General features: G+C 59.6%; 9 protein-coding genes and 1 pseudogene. 4 read left to right on the forward strand and 6 right to left on the reverse strand.

The window, feature by feature from the left end:
* From GIW69_RS01675 to GIW69_RS01695, 5 genes and pseudogenes are all read right to left on the reverse strand, one after another.
* Positions 1 to 492 (reverse strand): annotated as a pseudogene (locus GIW69_RS01675) (toxin); the annotation flags it as partial.
* A 33-nt stretch (positions 493 to 525) separates the two neighbouring features.
* Positions 526 to 3,237 carry an RHS repeat-associated core domain-containing protein gene (locus tag GIW69_RS01680; protein ID WP_236480412.1) on the reverse strand — a complete coding sequence of 904 codons (2,712 nt, stop codon included), beginning with the start codon at positions 3,235 to 3,237 and terminating at the stop codon, positions 526 to 528.
* 25 nt (positions 3,238 to 3,262) lie between these two features.
* Entirely contained in the window at positions 3,263 to 5,995 is a 2,733-nt protein-coding gene (locus GIW69_RS01685) for an RHS repeat-associated core domain-containing protein (RefSeq protein ID WP_236480413.1), read from the reverse strand.
* Entirely contained in the window at positions 5,995 to 10,512 is a 4,518-nt protein-coding gene (locus GIW69_RS01690; RefSeq protein WP_236480414.1) for a SpvB/TcaC N-terminal domain-containing protein, read from the reverse strand. Before GIW69_RS01690 ends, GIW69_RS01685 begins: the two co-directional genes overlap by 1 nt.
* Positions 10,513 to 10,709: 197 nt before the next feature.
* Entirely contained in the window at positions 10,710 to 12,233 is a 1,524-nt protein-coding gene (locus GIW69_RS01695; RefSeq protein ID WP_236480415.1) for a fumarate hydratase, read from the reverse strand.
* A gap of 437 nt (positions 12,234 to 12,670) precedes the next feature.
* Here GIW69_RS01695 and GIW69_RS01700 point away from each other — a divergent pair, with 437 nt between their 5' ends.
* From GIW69_RS01700 to GIW69_RS01715, 4 genes are all read left to right on the forward strand, one after another.
* Positions 12,671 to 13,072 (forward strand): hypothetical protein, encoded by a 402-nt coding sequence (locus tag GIW69_RS01700; protein WP_236480416.1) that lies wholly within the window; start codon positions 12,671 to 12,673, stop codon positions 13,070 to 13,072.
* 252 nt (positions 13,073 to 13,324) lie between these two features.
* The gene (locus tag GIW69_RS01705; RefSeq protein ID WP_236480417.1) at positions 13,325 to 14,431 is read left to right on the forward strand and encodes a GGDEF domain-containing protein; all 1,107 of its coding nucleotides are present in this window, start codon (positions 13,325 to 13,327) and stop codon (positions 14,429 to 14,431) included.
* Positions 14,424 to 15,359: an iron-sulfur-binding ferredoxin reductase gene (locus GIW69_RS01710; RefSeq protein WP_236480418.1), complete on the forward strand. Its 936-nt coding sequence runs from the start codon at positions 14,424 to 14,426 to the stop codon at positions 15,357 to 15,359. The genes GIW69_RS01705 and GIW69_RS01710 overlap by 8 nt, the downstream gene beginning before the upstream one ends.
* Before the next feature lie 30 nt (positions 15,360 to 15,389).
* Entirely contained in the window at positions 15,390 to 16,190 is an 801-nt protein-coding gene (locus tag GIW69_RS01715; protein WP_236480419.1) for an enoyl-CoA hydratase-related protein, read from the forward strand.
* A gap of 20 nt (positions 16,191 to 16,210) precedes the next feature.
* Here the strand turns inward: GIW69_RS01715 and GIW69_RS01720 are convergent, their stop codons facing one another.
* Positions 16,211 to 17,485 carry an NHL repeat-containing protein gene (locus GIW69_RS01720; protein WP_236480420.1) on the reverse strand — a complete coding sequence of 425 codons (1,275 nt, stop codon included), beginning with the start codon at positions 17,483 to 17,485 and terminating at the stop codon, positions 16,211 to 16,213.
* Positions 17,486 to 17,541: the final 56 nt, after the last annotated feature.

A 17,541-nucleotide genomic window follows, 5' to 3' on the forward strand; every position in this document is an offset into this window, starting at 1 on the left:
TAAACCGTAGCTGTCGAAATGCTGAGTGCCGGAAGGATCAAGCTGTGTCAGCAACTGCCCGCGCTGATTATGGGTGGGCGAATTCGATGCATCGGCATACAGAAACGTTTCGGTATCCGGCAGGCTGTTTTCTTCCAGGGCGACGACGCGTAACTGATCGTCGTACACCGTGCGCCAGTGACCGCCGCGCGCGTCCCAGCGTTGCAGGGTTTCACCGGCCAAACCCGGTAGATTCAAGCGCCAGCCGGCATCGACGCTTTCGGTTTTCAGTGGCTCGCTGGCCAGTGCATACACGGTGAGGAGGTTGGGCAGGGGCAGGCGTGGATCACGTTGCGCAATCAAACGCCCGGCGACGTCATGCTGCTGACGCGTGACCAGTGCCGTCGCGGGATCGCTATCGAGGGTTCGCAAATAGGCCACCTGCCGTATTTGCAGGCGGCGCGGGTCGTGGCTCTTCACGCCAGGCGTGTGGCGATGGACGGAGGAATCCATACTTATCCGTCCGGCGCGTTCGTCAACGCACGTTCAGGCCGCATGTTTTTTCTCCTCAAGGAACTGCCAGACGCGTCCGGTCAGGTTTCTCGCCTGTTTCAGCGAGCCGCGCATGACCCCCACTTGCTCCCGAATGGCCGCCAGGTCGACCGGTGGGGCAAGGTGCGTGGCGTTCTCCAGCGTGGCGAAGTGGGTTTGCATCAGCGGTTCTTGCTGATCGAAAAAGGTTTCCAGTTCATTGAGCCGCGTACTGATGCGATCCATGTCGCCCTGGCCCACTGAACCATTGAGAGCTTCGGTCAGATGCGCCATCTGCCGCGCGATGTTCAAGGCCTGTTTCAGGTAAGGGACTTTGAGGTGTTTGCCGGCAGCTCTGGCCGTGGTTTCGACGACGGTTTTGACCACGCTTTCAGACGATCCCGAGGTGAAGCTATCGACGATGGTGCCCACGCCGAAAGGCCCCGCCGCTGCTTTGGCTTTAAGGCTCTTGACCGACAGTGCGTCCGGTGAGGGCATGATCGGATGACCCCAAGTGGTTTCTTCACCGACTTTTTCCATGATCTTCGTCGCTGTCTCCGCAGCGATGATTGCCCCGACGGTTGCAACCACCGGCGCTGCGGGGCCGGTGACCGCACCTATGCCGCCACTGATCGTGGCGCCGACCGCACCGGCCTGTATGGCAACAGCGAACGTGGTGACGGTCAAAATGAGTCTTTTGCCGGCGCTTTTGTAAATGTCGCGGGTGCGCGTGATGTTGTAGAGCTGGTGGTTGATTTTTGCCAGTTCACTGTTCACCTGCGTCAGAAAATTCGAGTAGTCGGTGATGGCCTGGCGGGCGGCGCTTTCCTCCAATGAAGTACCTGCGACATCAACGTAGCGCAACGGATTGTTGCCCACCATCGCATACAGATTAAGACCATCGACGTCGCCCGCCGGATCGGCGCTGATCCAGCGCTGTAACCAGGGCGCGAGATAGCGCGCGCCGAAATAGCACAAGCCACTGGCGTCCATTTCCTTGCCCGAGTAACGCAGGGTTTTGTAAGGCGCCTCGATCACATTGCGCGCGGCTCGCCAGGCACAGCCGCCAAACGGGTAGGAAAACTCAAGGCTCATCAGCGCCCCTTCGCGATCCAGCTCCAGGGCGCACGTGCCCAGGTGATCGTCGCCGTGATAGCGCAACTGATCGGGCTCGATCTCGGCCGGTTGTCCGGTTACCCAGTGCAGGCACCGGACGTTGCCCAGGCCCAGTGCCAGGCTGATGACGTGCAAGGTCTGGCCGTCGCTGCGGGTGTGAATCTCCAGCCCTGGCAAGTAGCGCACTTCGTGACGTCGGGTAGACGACGGGGTATGGCACAAAAGGCGTTTGTAAACCCGTTCGCCCCGACTATAGAGGTAGCTTTCTTCGTCATCCGGCAAGCCGTTACTGTGTTTGAGTAACGTCACTCTGGCCAGTTGATCGCGCACATTCCACAGCAGCGGCTGGCTGCCCGTATACAGATCGCGGGCGTTGCCGTGAGCGTCGAAGCGCTCATCGAATATCGGCTCGGGATCACCTTCCTGCCAGCGCACGCCCCGGTTGCTGACGGCGTCGATGCGCATGGATCGGGTGTAGGTATTGCCTTGGCGAACGTGGCGCAGTTCGGTCAGGTTGTTGCCGGCATCATAATCATAGAGTTCGGTGTAATTGAAACGCCGGCCCGAATCGATCGGGCTGATCAGAACCGGCAGCCCCGGTTCAAGGTTCGGGATCTGTGCTTCAAAGCCATTCGCGCGGATCAGCCGGTACAACGAGTCGTAACTGAATTCGCGCGTGGCCCGGACTTGTTGATTGGCGAAATACACCGTCGCCAGCGTGTGATCGTCGATACGCAGCACGTTCCCCATCGGGTCATGCTCATAGCTCAGGTGTTGATACAGAGCCTGCCCGGGCTTTCCACTTTTCTGAGCGATCAGGCGATGATCGGCCGGGTCATACTCCCAAGTGCTGATCACGCCGTTACCGGTGATCTGCGTTGCGATCTGCGCGGCGGCGTTGTACTGAGCATCTTGCAGAATCGGTTGTTGACTCTGGTTTTCGAGTTGCAGGAAAACCTGCTTGAGCTGGCCGGCAACCGTGTAGCGCATCTGCTGTTGATGGCCGCCGGCATCGGTCTGGCTGAGCAGGGCGCCCAAAGGGTTGTAACGTCTGCCGGTGGAGAACTCATCGCCAGCAAGGGTTCGCGTTTCATCCAGCGTCTGCCCGAGCAAATCGTAACTGCCGAGGCGCACGGTGCCGGAAGGATCACCGTGCTCAATCAAACGGCCGCGCACATTGTGGTCGGGGTTGGCCAGTGCATTGGCGAAAATCAGGCGTTCACGATCCTGTTGCGTGGATTCTTCAATGCCGGTCAGGCGCAATTGATCGTCATAGTTCATATGCCAATGGTGGCTGCGTGCGTCCCAGCGCTGAAGGGCTTGCCCGGCCACGCCCGGCAGGTGCAGGCGCCAGCCGGCGTCTGCGCTGTCGATCCGCAAGGGGTCCCCCATCAATGTGTAAAGGGTGGCGAGGTTGGGGCTGGGCGCCAGGTCGAACAGACGTGAATCCCATCGTGCGGCCAGTTGCCCCGCCACGTTATGCGTCTGATGCGTGATGAGGCTTTCAGTCGCGCCGCCGGGGGCTTTTCGCAAATAGGCAATCTGTCTCACGTTGAGACGCCGAGGATCCTGAGCGAGCAGGGTCGGCGTGCGCGCATGTGTCGAGCACATCACTTGCAACCTCTGCGAAATACGTTCATTGCCTGGCAGCCTTGATATGAGCTTTGGCTTGTTTGAGGAGAAACTGGTTGTCCGTGGTGCCCATGGCCTCATAGTGATCCAGGCCCGTTTTTGCCCGGCTGATGTAATCGAGAATAACGTTGGTTCGCTGCTGTAACGCAGCCTGGAAAATCGGCGCGAGCATTTCTTTAGGCGTCATGCCGTTGACATTCGGCAGTACGTTGGCCGGATAAACAACAGTGCTGCCCAGTGATTCAAATCCGGCCTTGGCAAGAGACCAGCGTTTCTTTGTTGTACTTTCCCAGTCGTTGAGCAAGGTACGGATTTTGTCGATCTTGACCGGGGTGAGTCGGTTTTTGATGTCTTCTGCTTCCTGGACGCGCGACCCCAGTGCAAGGAAAGCGCCTACCGCAGGAACCACCGAGCCGACGATCCGGTTGAGGAAAAAATCCGAAAAACCTTCGACCGAGATGCTGTAGTCCATAGCCTGATCCGGTGCCAGGCCCAGTTTGCTGTCAATCGCCGCGACGGACATCGACGATGTCTGCGGAATCAACGGGCGAATGAGGCGGGGAGTGGGTGCCGCGAACGATGAAGCGTCCGCCGCCAGATCGCCTCCGGCGTTTCCTCCGACAATGCCACCCACGTAAGGAATGCTGTTGACGCCGGGAAACAGACTGCCGAAAACCTCCGACCCGCCGTAGCCACCGGCGAAGCCGATGACGGCATTGAGGGATTCGCCGGTGAGGTTTTTCATCATTTCATAACCGATGGTCTGGTTGATGATGTTATCCAGTTGCTCCAGCAGCGTTGCCGCTTCTGTCCCCAGTTCGGAGATGAATGCCGAATACGCCATGACGCCCCATTCCGCTTTGGATGTGCCGCTGGCGTCGACAAAACGCAGCGGGTTGTTGGCGGTAAAACCATAGAGATTGAACCCATCGGCAACCCCCGCCGGATCCGCACTTACCCAACGCGAAAGCCACGGCGCGTAATAACGTGCGCCGTAGTAATACAGGCCGCTGACGTCCATTTCCTTGCCTGAATAGCGGACGAATTTGTATGCCACTTCAATCTGAGAGCGCCCGCTCATCCACGCCGGCGCGCCACTTGGCAGATAGCCTTCATGGCTGATCATGTGCGCCAGGTCATCGAGTTCCATCACGCTTGAGCCCAGATGATCTTCCAGTGTGTAACGCAGTTGATCCTGATCGATGCCCGAAGGCGGAACCGCCGCCCAATGCAGGCAACGCAGCGTGCCGGTGCCGGCAGTGACACTGATGACGTGAAGTTCTTCGCCGTTGTCCCGGCTGCGGATTTCCAGGTTGGGCAAGTAGCGCACTTCGTGGAAATGGCTGTTCGCAGCATTGAAAAAATCATGACGTTTGTAGACCCGCACGCCCTGGCTGTAACGGTAGTGCTCGGTGTCATCGGGGTCGTTGTCGCGTTGGACCAGCGTTACCGAGGCCAACTGATCGCGGGCGTTCCACAGCATGGGCTGGCCAGGTTGCACGGCCAGCAGGTTGCCGTTGCGGTCGAACAGGCTGGCGAAATCCGGCGGCGGATCGCCTTCGGCCCAGCGCACGCCGCGATTGCTCGCCGGGTCGATGGCCATCTGCAGCGTGTGGCTGGCGCCGTCACGCTGGTGAATGCGCCGGATCAGGTTGTTGCCGTGATCGTAGGTGAACGTTTGCCGGTAATTGCGCCGGTCGTTGGGGTCGCTCGGCTGCGGAACAACGGGCGTGCCGGAGGGCGGGGCGTCGTCGTAGCCGCTGGCGCTGTGCAACCGGTACAACGAGTCGTAGCTGAATTCCCGGTGGCCGTCGATGCGCTGATTGGCGAAAAAGAACGGCGTGAACACATGATCGAGAATGCGCGTGATGTTGCCGACCGGGTCGTAGACGTATTCGAAGTCCTGCAGCATCGGCTGTTGAGCAACCTGCGCGAATTGCCGGTGCAAGCGCCCGTCGGCAGGGTCGTAACGCCAGCGACTGACCACGCCGTTGCCGACCCACTGCTCGACAATCTGCCCGGCGGCGTTGTACTGCGCATCGACCAGCACCGGTTGCCAGGCATTCTGCCCGTCGAGCTGCAATTGCGTGTGTTTGAGCTGCCCGGCGAGGTCATAACGCGATTGTTGCCGGTGACCGCCGGCATCGGTCTGTTCCAGCACGGCTTCGAGAGGGCTGACAACGCGCTGGCTGATGAAGGATCGGCCGTCGTGAAAGAGGCGGGTTTCACGCAACGGCTGGCCGGCTAAACCGTAGCTGTCGAAATGCTGAGTGCCGGAAGGATCAAGCTGTGTCAGCAACTGCCCGCGCTGATTATGGGTGGGCGAATTCGATGCATCGGCATACAGAAACGTTTCGGTATCCGGCAGGCTGGTTTCTTCCAGGGCGACAACGCGTAACTGATCGTCGTACACCGTGCGCCAGTGACCGCCGCGCGCGTCCCAGCGTTGCAGGGTTTCACCGGCCAAACCCGGCAGATTCAAGCGCCAGCCGGCATCGACGCTTTCGGTTTTCAGTGGCTCGCTGGCCAATCCATAAACACTGGCAATGACGGGAGCGAGCAACCGAGCATCCCACTGGGCAATCAGGCGTCCAGCCACATCGTGCTGCTGACGGCTCATCAGGGTGGTTGGCGTGTCGTCGGCCGCAGTGCGCAAATAGGCAATCTGGCGAGTCGACAGACCCCGGCTGTCAGTCGCGGTGATCGACGGCGTGCGACGGTCGACGCTGGTGTTCATCAGCGTTGCGTCCGCTTGGGCGGTGGCGATGATGGTTCGTCAGTGTCGTTGAAGTCTTCGCTGATCTGATACCAGGGGTGATACGTCTCGCGGGAGAAATAGCCTTTGGCGTTGATCAGTTTGATCGGCCGCCCAAGCACGTCATGAAACAGCTGATCGAAGTAGCCCAGATCGCGAAGCGATGCGTCATTGACGTAATGATGAGTGTTGGCGAAGAACGGGCGGAACTGGCGCACGGCCAATCCCTTGTTGTTGTATTCCACCCGTTCACTGATGCGCCATCGAGGGTCGGCGAACACCTCGACGAATTGCCCGTTCTCGACGATCAGAGACCCGTCCGCCGCCACCGCATAGGCCATGCCGGGTTCGACCAATTGCTGGGTTTGCAGGGTGCGGCCAAAACCGTCGACACAGACTTTGGCGATCTGGATTTGTGCGGCGACCGGGTCGTCGGGATAGCGGTCGGCGCTAAGAATGACGGTGTGCACCGGTTCGCGATGCACCGTGGCGATCAGCTCGCACAATGCCTGCTCGTCCCGGCTCAGCGCGGTGCTTTGTTGCAGGCCTCGGGCGCGGTGGCGAATGTACCCGCCGCGCAGTACCAGACCCGCGTCGATCCATGCTTCGCGTTGTTCAGGATTGATGGCCAGCGGCAACTGTCCCATCCAGCTGAACAGATCCTTGCGCGACGTGTTGGCGGCGTGCTGTACCGCTGCAACCGGATCGGCGATGGCCGCGTCCGGACGCGGATCGAGAGGGCGAACGAATTGATCCAGCGCTGCGAAACCGGCCGGAAGACCGTTTTCAGTGCCATGAAAGCTGCTCGCCAAAGGTTGCCCGGAAGGCTCGTAGACCGCCTCTTCGATGTTCTCGTTGGCATCGACGATGCGCATCGGCTGCTGGGCGTGGTAGTCATACTCGATCCGGGTCGTGCAACCGTCGGGCAGCTCGATGCTTTTGATCGTCAGATGATAGTCATCGTGCTCGGCTTTCGTTTGACCGTGGCTGAGGGTTTGCCGAACGTTGCGCACTTTGTAAAAACCGCCGAGATCCTCGTACTGCGCGTAACCGTAGCGGGACGACCACAAGTTTTCATCGGTCTCGGCGTACGGCGCGTCTTCAAACAACAAGGGCATCGGCGTGTAACCGATGTTCGCCAGTTCGACCCGGATGTCGAACGGCGGCGGCAGGATGGCGTAGGCATCGAGCGCGGTCTTGTCCAGTTGCGCCACCTCCAGCGGTCCGGCCAGTGCTTCGAAATCAGCCTGGCCATCGGGCAACACACTGCCGTCGGAGGTCTTGAGGTAGCGCTGCACCGATTGGCCCGTCAATACGCTCTGCGCTTTCCAGTGCGCCGAATCCTGGTGCAGGGTGATTTGCTCGTAGCAGATTTGCTCGGGTGAAAGCCCTTGGGGGAGCGTTCCCTTGGGCAGCACCATGGCATTGGCGCGGATTTGAAACGCCAGCCCTGTGCGCCAGTGCTGCAAATCCGTGGTCAGATCGATGAAGCGTGCACGCGACTCCTTCAGGTAATACAGTTGTTGCGCTTCGTCGTGTGCATCGAGCCACCATTGTTGCTCGTCGGGGTCTGTAAATTGCGGCGGGTTTTGTGCGGTCAGGCGCCGCGCATAGTTGATCGTCTGGGCGCGCGTGGGCATGCCGGCGCCGTTCCAGCACAAGGTCAAGTCATGTGCGCACATCGGGTCGTCGATGAAACGGTCGTACCCGTAGCTGATTTTTTCCACGGTCAACGGCATCAGTACCGCCGCGCCATAACGGTCTGCGGGCCGGACTTCGCGCACCAGATACCGGTACTCCTCAACGGCGTAAGGCAGCGCCGTGGCCGGGTCATCATCGGCGGCATACGTCTCGGTTCTGGCGACCCGGCCGACGAGTGAGCGGGCAATCTGATATTCGGTGGCGGCGTCGGGAGGCGGAAGGATTTCTTCGCAGTCATCGTCGGTGTGGTAGCGACTGAATAGCGTGGGCTTGAGCGCGATGGCTTGGGTGTCCAGGGCGAAATAATCCTGGCGCGATCGATTCATCGCGTGACCGTTATGGAACCAGGTGCGCAAACGTGTCGGCGCCGTGAACGACACGTCATCATCGCTGGCGGCGGACTCGCTGTCGCGTTGTTGCAGTTGCCCGAATCCGCGGAATTCTCGCTCCTGACTGTCATAAGCGCCCTCGCGGTAATCAAAGCATTGCGTCAGGCAATTGCCGGTCACCTCATCCAGCTGTTGCTGACGTTTGACGACCTGAACGGGGAATGGCAAATGGCAGGCCGGCATGACGTTCGGATCCTGGGCGAGCCGTTGCTGTTTTTCATCCAGCCATTCTTGCGCCGAACTGCGATAGACCACGGCCGTGCTGCTGCCCATGTTGTTGTTGCTGGAGGTGAGCAAGTAGGGCTTGGCGTCGACAAAATCATAGCGCCAGTGCTGCGGCGTCATGTGCGGCACGGTCAGGATCAGGCTCGCGCAACCCAGGCCTTGCAAGTCCGCCAGCGTGACCTGGCACAGACGGTCGTAGCGCACGCCGGCGGGCCATGGAACGCTGACCGGGTGTTCTTCCAGTCCGTGGCCGCCACGGTTCAGGTAAATATCGAACCCCTGCGCGCGCAAATAGATCAACGCTGGCGCGCCCGAGCCGTTCAAGTCGGCAATCCGTATCCGCGAAGCGTCGAATTCCTCGTAGCTGAACTGCGGGCCATTGAGGCGCCGTCCCTTGTCGAACGTGCCGTGGCCCAGGTTCGCCCAACACATGATTTCGTTGTGGCGGATGCGGCACAGCTCGGGCATGTCGCTGGCCAGCAGATTGCCGAGAAACACCAGCTCAGTGGGCGTGGCGCTGAACAGCGGAAGGCGGTCATCCTGCGGCTCATGCAGCACTTGCTCGGCCGGCGCGAACCCGTCCTCGCGTTGATTGGGATAGATGCGCACGCTGGTGGGGCCGATGAGTCCGATTGAACTGAGGCCATCGCCGACAAAATCGCCCAGCTGTGCAAGCGTATGGAGTAACTCAAGAGGAAATGCAGTGAACGGCGCGAATGCTTTCCAGCTGCGATCGGCGTTGAGGGTGTAAAAACCGCTCAGCCCTGGGCGGGCGATGACCCAGTCAAGGCGTCCGTTGCCGGTCAGGTCGGTAAGCCACTGGATCGCCGGGGCGTTGTTCCTGGCTGCGGGAATCCGCTCCAGCGCCGTCCATGGACCGTACTCGATAGATTCCGGGCCGGATGCGCCGCGCTGCGGTTCGCGGTAGAACACGCTCTGGTCATGGCGCCAGAGAAAACCGGGTAGCCCTTCGCCGAACAAATCGACGCATTGATAGCCTCGGTGATCTTCCACGCCGGGCATGTTGTCCGGTTCAAGAAGCCGGGCCGGTGTTGTGTTGATCCGGAAGCGCGAGTAATCGAACTCCAGCGGCGGGGTGTTTTCCACGCCGCCGCTGGCGTCCCAGGCCTGATAGTGTGCGGCAGTGAGCTGGCTGAACGTCCATTGGGTCGCGGCGTCGGTGTATTCCAGCAAAAGACGTCGCACCAGCACCGGATCAGGGCCCAGTTCGGCAGCAAAGTGATGGAACATCAAGACCTGCCGGCAGAGCAGGCGTGAGCCGATCTCATAACCTTGGCCAAACGTCTGAAAAGGATCCGCTCGAATAACGGGCAATTGCGTAGCGTCGATAACGTATTCAGGTTTTTCCGTAAGCGCTGTCGTTCGCTCGCCGTAATCGAATACCAGATGAAAATGCCAGCCGCGAGAAACCGGGTTTTTTTGCGTCCACGCATAGAGATGCTGACTGGCCGTGACATTGCCGTAGAGCACAGTGCGCAGGTAGCGCTGGGCGCGGTAATCGCTTGATGGATCGGGTTCGAGCGCATCGTTGCGGTAGTCGAAACAAATATGTTCGCCGTGGCTGTTGAGGCTTTCGCACAGCAGCCAGGCGCTGACACGATCCGGGTCATCGGGATCCGCGATGCGCGCATCCGGCGTCATGCCATAGGCATGCAATGAGCCATCGCTGCCATGCATCAACCAGAACGCCGGAGCTGTTGGCTCTTTGGACGTGCCGACCGGTTGCCAGCGTTCCTGCGCCACGTCTTTTTTGATCCGGTCGCGGTAGATCACCACTTCATGCGGGCCGACCGGCTGGCCGTTGTAGGTCGATTCGTAGCGCGAAACGGGGGTGCCGTCGTCGTGGTGATCCGCTATCCAGACCTCGCCATCGGGGCCGATGATCTCATCCTTATCGGTGTAGCGCGGCACGCCTTTGTTGAGGCGGCGGCTGATTCGACTCGCCGTCATGTGCCAGCCAACTCCGAATTCGCCGTTGCCCGATTGGCTGCTGTAACTCAGCAACAGTTGCGGATCCCAGCCTCGCCCCGGTGATGCCGGTATCGGCAAATCGAGCCCCGCCGCACCGGTCGGCCCCACGGCGCCCCAGCTCTTGCCGATCGTGGCGATCGAAGCGCTTTTGGCAATGGACGGCGTGGTGATGCTCAGGTCTTGGTCGGCCATGGTGTTATCCGCTGCGCACGTGGGGGCGTGGGTGGAATAACGCTATCAAAACAACAGAACGCCGTGACCTGTCAGATCTGACAGGTACAGCCGGGTATTCAAGATCAAAAGGAGTTTAAAAAACGGCCATTTATAACGGCCCAAAAAAACGGCCGGTCATCCTTCGATGAACCGGCCGTTCGGCTGCTGCGAAGCGCTTACTGAACTTCTACCGCCAGGCTTTCGCTGATCTTCTGTTGCCAGATCGCGGGACCGGTGATGTGTACCGACTCACCCTTGCTGTCCACCGCAACGGTGACCGGCATGTCTTTGACCTCGAACTCGTAGATCGCTTCCATGCCCAGCTCGGCGAAGGCCAAAACCCTGGACTTCTTGATCGCTTGGGCGACCAGGTAAGCGGCACCGCCGACGGCCATCAGGTAGACGGCTTTGTTGTCCTTGATCGCTTCGATGGCGGTCGGGCCGCGTTCGGACTTGCCGATCATGCCCAACAGGCCGGTCTGCTCGAGGATCTGACGGGTGAACTTGTCCATCCGTGTCGCCGTGGTAGGACCTGCCGGGCCAACCACTTCGTCACCGACCGGATCAACCGGGCCGACGTAGTAGATGAAGCGGCCCTTGAGGTCTACCGGCAGGGTTTCACCCTTGTTCAGCATCTCGACCATGCGCTTGTGCGCGGCGTCGCGACCGGTAAGCATCTTGCCATTGAGCAGGACAGTCTCGCCCGGCTTCCAGCTCTGCACGTCTTCCGGCGTCAAGGTGTCGAGGTTGACGCGGCGGGCCGACGGGCCGGCTTCCCAGACGATTTCCGGGTAGGCGTCCAGTGGCGGCGCTTCCAGGGTCGCCGGGCCGGAGCCATCCAATACGAAGTGCGCGTGACGGGTGGCGGCGCAGTTCGGGATCATGCACACCGGCAACGAAGCGGCGTGGGTCGGGTAATCCATGATCTTCACGTCGAGCACGGTGGTCAGGCCGCCGAGACCCTGGGCGCCGATGCCCAACTGGTTGACCTTCTCGAACAGCTCCAGACGCATTTCTTCAATGCGATTCTGCGGGCCACGGGCCTTGAGCTCGTGAATGTCGATGGATTCCATCAACACTTCCTTGGCCATGACCGCGGCTTTCTCGGCGGTGCCGCCGATGCCAATACCGAGCATGCCCGGTGGGCACCAGCCGGCGCCCATGGTCGGAACGGTCTTCAGCACCCAGTCGACGATCGAGTCGGACGGGTTGAGCATGGCCATTTTCGACTTGTTCTCGGAACCGCCGCCCTTGGCCGCCACGTCCACTTCCACGGTGTTACCCGGGACGATGGAGTAGTGGATAACCGCCGGGGTATTGTCCTTGGTGTTTTTACGAGCGCCCGCCGGGTCGGCGAGGATCGAGGCACGCAGAACGTTTTCCGGCAGGTTGTAAGCGCGACGCACGCCTTCGTTGATCATGTCGTCCAGGCCCATGGTCGCGCCATCCCAGCGCACGTCCATACCGACGCGAACGAAAACAGTGACGATGCCGGTGTCCTGGCAGATCGGGCGGTGGCCGGTGGCGCACATGCGCGAGTTGATCAGGATCTGCGCCATCGAGTCACGGGCCGCTGGCGATTCTTCGCGCAGGTAGGCTTCGTGCATCGCCTGGATGAAATCCACGGGATGGTAGTAGGAAATGAACTGCAGGGCGTCGGCAACGCTCTGAATCAGGTCGTCTTGCTTGATCACGGTCATGAGTCGCGCTCCTCTAAAAGACGGGAACATTTTTGATGGGCAGCTTTGAGCTTGAAGCTATGAGCGGCAAGTTGAAGCAGTACGCGGACTGCTTGAGCTTTTCGCTTGCAGCTTGAGGCTCGAAGCTGACCTCAGGCACGCCGGGGCTGCTGGCGCGACGCTAAAAAGGCGCGGCAGTATACCGCGCCTCGGAGGCGGGCACACTCGCAGGCAGTCATTCGTTGGTCGCATATCGCACACAATTGCGCAGCTGGAAATCTATGGCTGATGGCACGCGGCATCGCCGGTGCCGTGGAACAGTTTGATAAGTAACCTTATATTCAAAATTAACTTCCAACGGGTCTTTTACACCTGTCATATATGACAGTGGTGAGCATTGTGTTTTCTGCTTAGGCTGACTCTCGTCGGTTTCGACTTCATTCGAGAGGGATAAAAACATGCACCCGTTAATGAAAGATGTGCTTGATTCATTAGGCAATAAAAACAATGTGAGGGCAGGGAGCATTTCCTTCACGTTCAAAGGAAAGGACTTCAGGGTCACGGACATCGGCCTGATTCCGTTTCCAGGAAGGCACTTACTCTACGGCCTCGGAGAGGGTGAGTTTAATGGCTCGCGGGAAGGCATCATCATTACCTTGCCGCCGGTGTATGACACCACGAGACCTTTGCTCTTCACCACCACTGCGGGAGAGCAGGAAGCGGGTTTGCTTCCAAGTGTCGAAGGTTTTAGCGATGCGGATGTGCCGATCGGTGGGCCCGGCTTCCAGTTCGGAATACTTGAATCCACATTTGCCTGTGACAGAATCAAACTGATTAACGGAAAAGTCACACTTATCTGACGGCGTTAACGCCGTTCTTTTGAACTCATTATTGGAACTCGTTCAATTCGCAGCGGGTCTTTGTTGAATCCCGGACATCGTTGATACCGTGGGACCCAGAGTGGCGCATGCAGGGTGGTAACAAGCCATGCCTTTGACGCCATTTTCCCGGCCCCAAAATCGATGGTCATTTGTCGGCCGCGCCACTAAAGTGGCAGCCGGTCTGTAGAGTAGGACACTCGGTCAGCCTCTTATCGCACGGTGAGTCAACGATTGACCCATAACGCCATTCAACGCACTTTGCTCATACGTTTTGCCCTGGCGGCCGGTACCTATGGACTGGCTTTGCTGCTGCTGTGGCTGGCGTTTTTTACCGGGCATTACGCCGACTCCATCAGCACCGTTGTCATCGGCAGCAGCCTGGTCGTCATCAGTCAGGCCGTACTGTTTGCGGTGTTTGTTTCTGGCTACAACCTGCGATTTTCCGACCCGAGCCTCACCGAAGTGCAGGTGCTGCTCGGGATCGCCTGGCAAACCTGGCTGATCGCCCATCTGGATGAAGCCCGAGGCGCGTTCCTGGTCTTCTATGTGCTGATCCTGTTGTTCGGTCTGTTTCATCTCTCTCGCCGAGTGTTTATTCGCTGCGCGATGCTCGTGTTCTTCAGCTTTTGCACGATCACTTTGTGGGATCTTTACCACCTGCGCCTGGCCGATCCGGCGCTCGCCGCGTTGCAGGTGTGCATCCTGTTCATGGTGCTGGCATGGCTGGTGATGTATGCGCGTTTCGTCCAGCTCTCGCGCCAGCGCATGCGTCAGCGACGTTTTGCCTTGCAAGCGCATCAGGACACATTGCGCGGCATGATGCGCCAGCTCGAAGACCTTGTGGCCACTGACGAGTTGACCGGATTGTTCAACCGCCGACACTTTTTGCGCATGGCCTCCAGTGAACTGGAAGCGATGGGCCCCGGCGTCGCCCACGGCCTGGCGCTGATCGATCTCGATCATTTCAAACGCATCAATGATCTGCACGGCCACGCCGCTGGCGATCAGGTATTGCAGGCATTTGCCGCCGTCGCCGGAGCCTGTCTGCGCGAGGGCGATGTGCTGGCCCGCTATGGCGGCGAAGAGTTCGTCGTGCTGCTGCCCGATTGCGACGCCGAACGGCTGACCGCCTGCTGCGAACGCCTGCGCATCGCCTTCACTGATGTAGAGTTGGTCGGCCTTAAGGTCGGCAGCCTCAGCCTGTCGGCGGGCATGACACTGCTTGAACTGGGCGACGATCTGGACGATGCCTTGCAGCGCGCCGACCAGGCGTTGTATCGAGCCAAACGCGACGGCCGCAATCGCTGCGCGGCGGCGTGGGAGAACGTCGATGCCTGAGTTGCGGGTCGGTGAACAGCGCTGGCCCGTAGCGGCGGGCAGCAACCTGCTCGATGCCTTGAACAGCCAAGGCGTGGCGGTGCCCTACAGTTGCCGCGCCGGCAGTTGCCACGCGTGCCTGGTGCAATGCGTGCAAGGCTTGCCCGCCGACAGCCGTCCGGACGCCTTGAGCGCCGAGCAGCGTCAGCAGGGTTGGCGTCTGGCCTGCCAGTGTCAGGTGATTGAAGATTTGCAGGTGCACACGTTCGATCCGGTCACCGACGGTCGTCCGGCAGAGGTCTGCGCGCTCGACTGGTTGAGTGACAGCGTTCTGCGTCTGCGCCTGACGCCGCAACGCCCTTTGCGTTACGGCGCCGGCCAGCACCTGGTGTTGTGGATCGATCACATCGCGCGGCCGTACTCGCTGGCCAGCTTGCCCGAAGAAGACCGCTTTCTCGAATTCCACCTCGATTGCCGTCAGCCCGGCGAGTTCAGCGATGCGGCGCGACGCTTGCAGATCGGCGATACCCTGCGCCTCGGCGAACTGCGCGGCGGCGCGCTGCATTACGACCCCGACTGGCACGATCGCCCCCTGTGGCTGCTGGCGGCCGGCACCGGTCTCGGGCCATTGTTCGGCGTGCTGCGTGAAGCGTTGCGCCACGATCACCGAGGCGCCATGCGCGTCATTCACCTGGCCCATGACGAGGCCGGGCATTATCTGGCCAAACCCTTGCAAGCACTGGCCGCGCACCGTGAAAACCTCAGTGTCGAGCTGTGGACGGCGGCCGACTCAGCCGCCGCTTTGGCGCAACTGCGCCTTGTTTCGCGGCAGACCCTGGTCTTAGTCTGCGGCTCGACGGCCAGTGTCGACGCCTTCGCCAAACGTCTTTACCTGGCCGGACTGCCGCGCAACCAACTGCTGGCCGACGCTTTTCTGAGCCGTGGTTGAACGCTGATTCTTTCAGACGCGAGACACGCCATGACTGATGCCATCCTGCTGGAACGCGAACGCGGTTTGCTTACCCTGCGGCTCAACCGCCCGGACAAGAAAAACGCGCTGACCCGCGCCATGTACAGCCGCCTCGCCGACGCCCTGGAACAGGCCGATGCCGACCCCGAGATCAACGCCGTACTGATCACCGGCAGCGCCGAATGTTTTACTGCCGGCAACGACATCGCCGACTTCATCCAGCAACCGCCGAGCGACCTGGACAGTCCAGTATTTCATTTCATGCTTAACCTCCTCGAATGCCGCAAACCGGTCATCGCCGCCGTGGCAGGGGCGGCGGTGGGCATCGGCGCGACGATGCTGCTGCATTGCGATCTGGTTTACGTAAGCCGCGATGCTCGATTGCGCATGCCGTTCGTCAACCTTGGACTGTGTCCGGAGTTCGCTTCCAGCCTGATCCTGCCGCGTTTGCTCGGGCATGCCAGAGCGGCGCAGTTGTTGCTGCTGGGCGAAGACTTCAGTGGCGAGCAGGCTGCCGAGTGGGGCATCGCGACCGAGGCGTTGTGCAGCGGGGAAGCGGCGTTGGCCACGGCGCGAGAAGTCGCGTTGCGGTTCGATGAGTTGCCGGTGGACGCAGTGCGCATCAGCAAGCAATTGATGAAAGCGCCGGATCGCGAATTGATCCGCAAAGTCATCGAGGAGGAGGGCGCGCTGTTTACCCGGCGGTTACGCTCGCCGGAAGCGGTGGCGGCGTTGACGGGGTTTATCAAGGGGCAGACCGATGCATCTGCTTATTTATCCAGCAAACCCAAAGCCCCGCCGGTCCTCTAACGGAGCTTTGCATCGCACTATCAGGTGAGCAACCCGCGTGTTACGCAGGGATAAACCCACTGGTCTAAAAATGCGACCTTGTCTGGAATGAAGACTGCAGACGTCCAGACGTTCCATCGTTCAGTAAACATTGACCATCCATTATTTGATCCAAACGTCGTATCCAGTACGCCCTCATCAGTAAACAGTGCGACTACGTGACTGGCGATGCCGAGGCGCTCGATGAGTCCATACACGATTATTTTCCCATCGGGCCGAATGAAGGCGCTGCGCCATTGGGTGGGGCTTGCATTGAGCTGCGTCAGCAACGGCTTGCCGCGATTGAACTGGATATTTTCGCTACCATCCGGCTCTCGACTGATCAGTACGCCATTTGAATTAGTACTACCCACTACCAAAAGACGCCGGTTAGTCTGCTGAACCATTTGATAAAGGGAGGCGGCACTGCCCAAGTCAATGATCGTATAACCGTCCTTGCCAAACGAAGTATCCAAGGCGCCCGTTGGGAGCAATTGGCTCAGGAAAACATAGGAAGTTATCTCGTCCTCGACAGTTCCCGCAATTGCATACATGCCTTGTTGGGTATGCAAAACGTCGATTACCCGGGTGGACTTAAAGTCGGGATGGTTGATCAGCACTTTGCCTGTTTGATTGAATGAGGTGTCGAGATCTCCTGGGGCCAAGAGTCTGACAACGCAACTCTGAGTATTGAAGTCGGCAACAGTCGACTGGTCATGCAGCAGGATTTTCCCGTCCGGTAACACCGTGCCTGATTTGCCTGATTGATCATTCGCTAAAGAATGAACGTGTTCAAATACTGTCTCGGCCCGGGCACCAGAAATCAGTGTGGACACGATTGCTGTGCCTCGGCTGCCGAACGATGTATCCAGCTCTCCGTTCGGATGCAAGCGTGCCAGAGCCTTGAATTTGTCTTCAACGCCAAAAGAATCCCCGGTCAAAAATAGTTTGCCGTCGTCGAGAACAGACACTTGAGCCATGATGGTATCCAATGGCATCGTGTCTTTGGTGAATCGGATAGTCATATAGCCATTCGTACCGAAAGTCGTATCAATATGGCCGTTCGGAGTGAAGCGTGCGCAGAAAACGTCGTAATGACGGTCTATGCGCAATACTTCACCGGCAACGCAATAGCGGCCGGCGGAATCGACGGCGAGGCTGGCCGGTCGGAACATAATGTCGTCGGGATTAGGTTTTTCCAGGACTGCCCGGCCGTTGACGCCAAACAACGGATCGAGGTGTCCCGGCGGCTTTGTGGCTGATTGTTGTACGCTCATTTGATTTCTCCTTGTAAATGAAGTCTTTCGTCGAACGCAATAAACGTGCTCTGCAC

It is taken from the genome of Pseudomonas syringae (assembly GCF_021605415.1).
Lineage (GTDB): Bacteria > Pseudomonadota > Gammaproteobacteria > Pseudomonadales > Pseudomonadaceae > Aquipseudomonas > Aquipseudomonas syringae_S.

Bases quoted from the DNA above. Each gene is read 5' to 3' on its own strand.
- GIW69_RS01680 (WP_236480412.1), bottom strand. From the start codon at position 3,237: ATGTGCTCGACACATGCGCGCACGCCGACCCTGCTCGCTCAGGATCCT.
- GIW69_RS01685 (WP_236480413.1), bottom strand. From the start codon at position 5,995: ATGAACACCAGCGTCGACCGTCGCACGCCGTCGATCACCGCGACTGAC.
- GIW69_RS01690 (WP_236480414.1), bottom strand. From the start codon at position 10,512: ATGGCCGACCAAGACCTGAGCATCACCACGCCGTCCATTGCCAAAAGC.
- GIW69_RS01695 (WP_236480415.1), bottom strand. From the start codon at position 12,233: ATGACCGTGATCAAGCAAGACGACCTGATTCAGAGCGTTGCCGACGCC.
- GIW69_RS01700 (WP_236480416.1), top strand. From the start codon at position 12,671: ATGCACCCGTTAATGAAAGATGTGCTTGATTCATTAGGCAATAAAAAC.
- GIW69_RS01710 (WP_236480418.1), top strand. From the start codon at position 14,424: ATGCCTGAGTTGCGGGTCGGTGAACAGCGCTGGCCCGTAGCGGCGGGC.
- GIW69_RS01715 (WP_236480419.1), top strand. From the start codon at position 15,390: ATGACTGATGCCATCCTGCTGGAACGCGAACGCGGTTTGCTTACCCTG.
- GIW69_RS01720 (WP_236480420.1), bottom strand. From the start codon at position 17,485: ATGAGCGTACAACAATCAGCCACAAAGCCGCCGGGACACCTCGATCCG.